Genomic DNA, 4,807 nt, shown 5'->3' with positions numbered 1-4,807 from the left:
CCTGGGGCACGCCGCGGGGGCCGTAGCCGTGCTCCGGCGGGATGGACAGCAGCACGCGGGAGCCGATCGCCTTGCCGACGAGGCCGTCGTCCCAGCCGGCGATGACCATGCCCGTCCCGATGGGGAAGGCGATGGTCTGGCCCCGCGCGAAGGAGCTGTCGAAGACGCCACCACCCCAGATCTGGCCGTGGTAGTTGACGACGATCGTGTCCCCCGCCTCGACGGCCGGCCCGTCCCCCGCCTCGAGGACCGCCACCTGGAGGCCGTCGGGGGCCGGGGTGTCGGGGAAGGTCAGGGTGGGGTCGTCACCGAAGGAGCCGGACGCGATGGGCAGGTTTGCGCTCATGGGGCTCGACCCTACGCGGTGCCCACGGCACCGCACGATGGGTGGGCCGGAGCGTCGCGGGTGGGCGCGTGGCTGCGCGTTACCGTAGGACCGCGCCGCCCGCGCAGCCCCCCGACCCACAGGAGCACGTGTGTCCTCACTCGCCCGGTTCAGCCTCGCCAACCGCGCGCTCGTCGCCCTGGCCACCGTCCTCGCCGTCCTCGGCGGGCTGTGGGCGACCTCGACCCTCAAGCAGGAGCTCATCCCGCCGCTCGACCTACCCGTCGTCGGGGCGGTCACCTCCTACCCGGGTGCCTCGCCGGAGGTCGTCGAGCAGCAGGTCACCGACGTCGTCGAGCAGGCGGCGGGCGTCGTCGCCGGCCTCGAGGGGACGTCGTCGACGTCGAGTGCGGGCAGCTCGGTCGTCCTCCTCGAGCTCGAGTACGGCACGAACGTCACGAACGCCCAGCAGGAGTTCCAGGCGGCGATCACCCGCCTCGACCCGGTGCTCCCCGAGTCCGCGGACACCCAGGTCATCTCCGGCGGCATCGACGACCTCCCGGTGGTCCAGCTCGCCGTCGCCGTCCCCGGTGACCAGGACGTCGCGGCCGAGACGCTGCGCACCGTCGTCGTCCCCGAGCTCGAGCGCGTCGACGGCGTCCGCGCGGTCCAGCTCAGCGGGGTGCCGGACCGGCGGGTCACGGTCGACGTCGACCTCGAGGCGCTCGCCGTCGCCGGCCTCGACCCCAGCGCGATCACCTCCGCCCTCCAGGCCAACGGGGCCGTCGTGCCCGGCGGGTCGATCACCGAGGGTGACCGGACGCTGTCCGTCGAGACCGGCGAGCGGCTGACGTCGGCGGAGGACGTCGCCGCGCTCCCGCTCCCTACCGAGACCGGCCCGGTCCGGCTCGACGACGTCGCCGACGTCACCGCCGCGCCCGCGGAGCCGACGTCCTTCAACCGCACCGACGGACAGCCGAGCTTCGGGCTGGCCGTGACCAAGACCCCGGACGGCAACACCGTCGAGGTCTCGCACGGCGTCCAGGAGCTGCTCCCCGAGCTCGCGGCCGCGCTCGGCGACGGGGCCGAGATCACCGTCGTCTTCGACCAGGCCCCCTTCATCGAGGACTCCATCACGGACCTCGCGACGGAGGGTCTGCTCGGGCTCGTCTTCGCCGTCGTCGTCATCCTCCTCTTCCTGCGCAGGTGGCGGCCGACGGGCGTCACGGCGCTGTCCATCCCGCTGTCGCTCATCGTCGCGCTCATCGGGCTGCGGACGGTCGGCTACACGCTCAACCTCTTCACCCTCGCGGCGCTCACCGTCTCGGTCGGCCGCGTCGTCGACGACTCCATCGTCGTCATCGAGAACATCAACCGGCACCTGTCCTACGGCAAGGACCGCCGCACGGCGATCATCGACGCCGTACGGGAGGTCGCCGGCGCGATCACCTCCGCGACGGTCGCCACGGCCGCGGTCTTCGTGCCCATCGGTCTCGTCGGCGGGATGGTCGGTGAGCTCTTCCGCCCGTTCGCCTTCACGGTGGCGCTGGCGCTGCTCGCCTCGCTGTTCGTCGCGCTGACGATCATCCCGGTCCTCGCCTACTGGTTCGTCCGCGGCCCGCGCACCGACGAGGACGCCGCCGCGGTGCGTGCCGCGGCCGAGGCTAAGGAGCGATCGGGCCTGCTCCAGCGCAGCTACGTCGGGGTTCTCCGGGGAGCGCTGCGCCGGCCCTGGCTCGCCGTCCTCGCCGCGGTCGCGGTCATGGCCGGCACCGTCGGGCTGGCCACCCAGCTCGAGACCGAGTTCATCGGCGACTCCGGGCAGAACACCCTCTCCGTGACACAGACGCTCCCGGCCGGGACCTCCCTCGCCGCGGCCGACGCCGCGGCCCAGCGGGTCGAGGAGGTCGTCGCCGAGCTCGACGACGTCGAGACCTACCAGGTAACCGGCGGCGCCGGGGACGCCGCGATGGCGTTCTTCGGCGCGGAGAACGAGACGCTCTTCGCGATCACGCTCGACCTCGACGCCGACGCCACGGCCGCCGAGGAGGAGCTCCGGTCCCGCCTCGCCGACCTCGAGGGCGCCGGCGAGCTCACCGTCGCCACCGGCATGGCCGGGTTCGGCGGGAGCCTCGAGGTCGTCGTCAGCGGCGTCGACGGCGAGGCGGTGGAGACCGCCGCGCAGGACGTGCTCGACGCGGTCTCCGCCGTCGACGGCACGACGGACGTCACGTCCAACCTCGCGGCGGAGCTGCCCACCCTCCTCGTCGAGGTCGACCGCGACGCGGCCGCCGCGCTCGGGGTGAGCGAGGCGCAGGTCGGCCAGGTCGTCTCGGCCGCGCTCCAGGGCACGACCGTCGCGTCGATCGACACCGAGCACGGCCGCAACGACGTCGTCCTCCAGGTCGGTGAGACGCCGGAGACGCGGGAGGAGCTCGCCGCGCTGCCGGTGTCGACGCCGGCGGGCCCGGTGCCGCTCGCCGAGCTCGCGGAGGTCACGGAGGTGGCGCAGCCGGTCTCCATCACCCGCTCCGACGGGCTGCGCAGTGCGACGATCACCGCCACCTCGACCGCGACGGACCTCAGCCGGGTGACGGCGGACCTGCAGTCCGCGCTCGACTCCCTCGACCTGCCGGCCGGCGTCGCGGCGACCATCGAGGGCGTGAGCGCCGAGCAGGAGGAGGCCTTCGCCAACCTCGGCGTCGCGCTCGCGCTGTCGATCGCGATCGTCTACCTCGTCATGGTGGCGACCTTCAACTCCCTCGTCCAGCCCCTCATCCTCCTCGTCTCGGTGCCGTTCGCGGCCACCGGTGCGATCGCGATGCTCGTCGTCACCGGCAGCCAGCTCGACGTCCCCGGGCTCATCGGGGCGCTCATGCTCGTCGGCATCGTCGTCACCAACGCGATCGTCCTCATCGACCTCATCAACCAGTACCGGCGCCAGGGCATGAGCCTGCACGAGGGGATCGAGGAGGGCGGACGCCACCGTCTGGCGCCCATCCTCATGACCGCGGCGGCGACGATCGCCGCCCTCGTCCCGATGGCGGTCGGGGTGACCGGGGGCAGCGCCTTCGTCTCGCAGCCGCTGGCGCTCGTCGTCATCGGCGGGCTGTTCACCTCGACGTTCCTCACCCTGCTGCTCGTCCCGGTGCTCTACCTCCTCGTCGAGCGCCGGGTGGAGCGGCGGGTGGCCCGCCGGGTGGAGCGGCAGCCCGACCTCGTCGCACAGGGGTAGGCGGCGCCCGTGGGGGACGCCGGGGCGGGTCCGCGGCCGTGTCGGACGGCCGGGGCGTCGGCCCGGCGACGCTAGGGTGACCGCCGTGCCCCTCTTCGACATCGATACCGAACGCCTCCCGCACTACCGACCGGACGTCGCCGAGCCGGACGACTTCGACGCCTTCTGGGCCCGCACCCTGGCCGAGGCCCGGGCGCACGACCTCGCCGTCGAGGTGACGCCGGTCGACGCCCACCTGCGGCTGGTCGAGGCCTACGACCTCACCTTCTCCGGGTTCGGCGGACACCGGGTCAAGGGCTGGTACCTGCGGCCGGCCGGGCTGGACGAGTCGCTCCCCGCCGTCGTCGAGTACCTCGGCTACGGCGGAGGGCGCGGGTTCCCGCACACCCGGCTCACCTGGCCGGCGGCGGGGTACGCGTACGTCGTCATGGACACCCGCGGCCAGGGCACCGCCGCGACCAACGGCCACGGCGCCACCCCGGACCCGGTCGGTGCCGGCGTCGCCGCCCCGGGCACGCTCACCCGGGGCGTCGAGGACCCGCACGACCACTACTACCGGCGCGTCTACACCGACGGCGTCCGCGCCGTCGAGGCGGCCCGCTCCCTGCCCGGCGTCGACCCCGCACGCGTCGCCGTCACCGGGGTGAGCCAGGGTGGGGCGATCACCACCGCCGTGGCCGGGCTCATCGACGTCGCCGCCGCCATGCCCGACGTCCCGTGGCTGTCGCACATCCGGCGCGGCGTGGAGATGGCCCCGAGCGGCCCGTACGCCGAGGTGCGGACCTACCTGGCCGCGCACCGCCACCGGGTGGAGGAGACCTTCCGCACGCTGTCCTACCTCGACGGGGTCAACCACGCCCGGCGCGCCCAGGCACCGGCGCTGTACTCCGTCGCGCTCATGGACCCGGTCTGCCCGCCGTCGACCGTCTACGCGGCGGCGAACCACTACGGCGGCGAGGTCACCGTCGAGGTCTACCCGTTCAACGAGCACGAGGGCGGCACCGAGTTCCAGCGCGAGCGCCAGCTCGCCTGGCTCGCCGAGCACCTCTGACGGTCAGGCCTCTCCCGACCGTGTGCCCGTCGGTGCACCGTGTGCCCGTCCTACCGGGCGCGCAGTGCCATGAACGGGCACACGGACGCTCCGGCGAGCCGGCGGACGAGGCTTGAGCGCCCGGTCAGTCGCCGCCCCGCAGGATGGCGAGCAGGCGCAGGAACTCCAGGTACAGCCACACGAGGGTGACGAGCAG

4 protein-coding genes are annotated in these 4,807 nt (G+C 73.7%); 2 read left to right on the top strand and 2 right to left on the bottom strand.

Annotated features, from left to right (window positions below; translation table 11 throughout):
• Nucleotides 1-346: FKBP-type peptidyl-prolyl cis-trans isomerase (locus tag Q0195_RS14120; RefSeq protein ID WP_299279646.1), on the bottom strand; the 346-nt coding region annotated here is incomplete at its 3' end.
• A 130-nt stretch (nucleotides 347-476) separates the two neighbouring features.
• Between Q0195_RS14120 and Q0195_RS14115 the strand changes: the two genes are divergently transcribed.
• Together Q0195_RS14115 and Q0195_RS14110 are read left to right on the top strand one after the other, a co-directional pair.
• Entirely contained in the window at nucleotides 477-3,560 is a 3,084-nt protein-coding gene (locus Q0195_RS14115) for an efflux RND transporter permease subunit (protein ID WP_299279644.1), read from the top strand.
• Between the two features lie 85 nt (nucleotides 3,561-3,645).
• Complete coding sequence (locus tag Q0195_RS14110; RefSeq protein WP_299279642.1) at nucleotides 3,646-4,611, top strand: acetylxylan esterase; 966 nt, start codon at nucleotides 3,646-3,648, stop codon at nucleotides 4,609-4,611.
• Between the two features lie 124 nt (nucleotides 4,612-4,735).
• Here Q0195_RS14110 and Q0195_RS15815 read toward each other — a convergent pair whose 3' ends face one another.
• Nucleotides 4,736-4,807: a Bax inhibitor-1/YccA family protein gene (locus Q0195_RS15815; protein WP_366518111.1), complete on the bottom strand. Its 72-nt coding sequence runs from the start codon at nucleotides 4,805-4,807 to the stop codon at nucleotides 4,736-4,738.

This window comes from uncultured Georgenia sp., assembly GCF_937958535.1.
GTDB lineage: Bacteria > Actinomycetota > Actinomycetes > Actinomycetales > Actinomycetaceae > Oceanitalea.
Note: the sequence above shows the minus strand (reverse complement) of the source record. Positions and strands in the feature narration are given on the sequence as shown.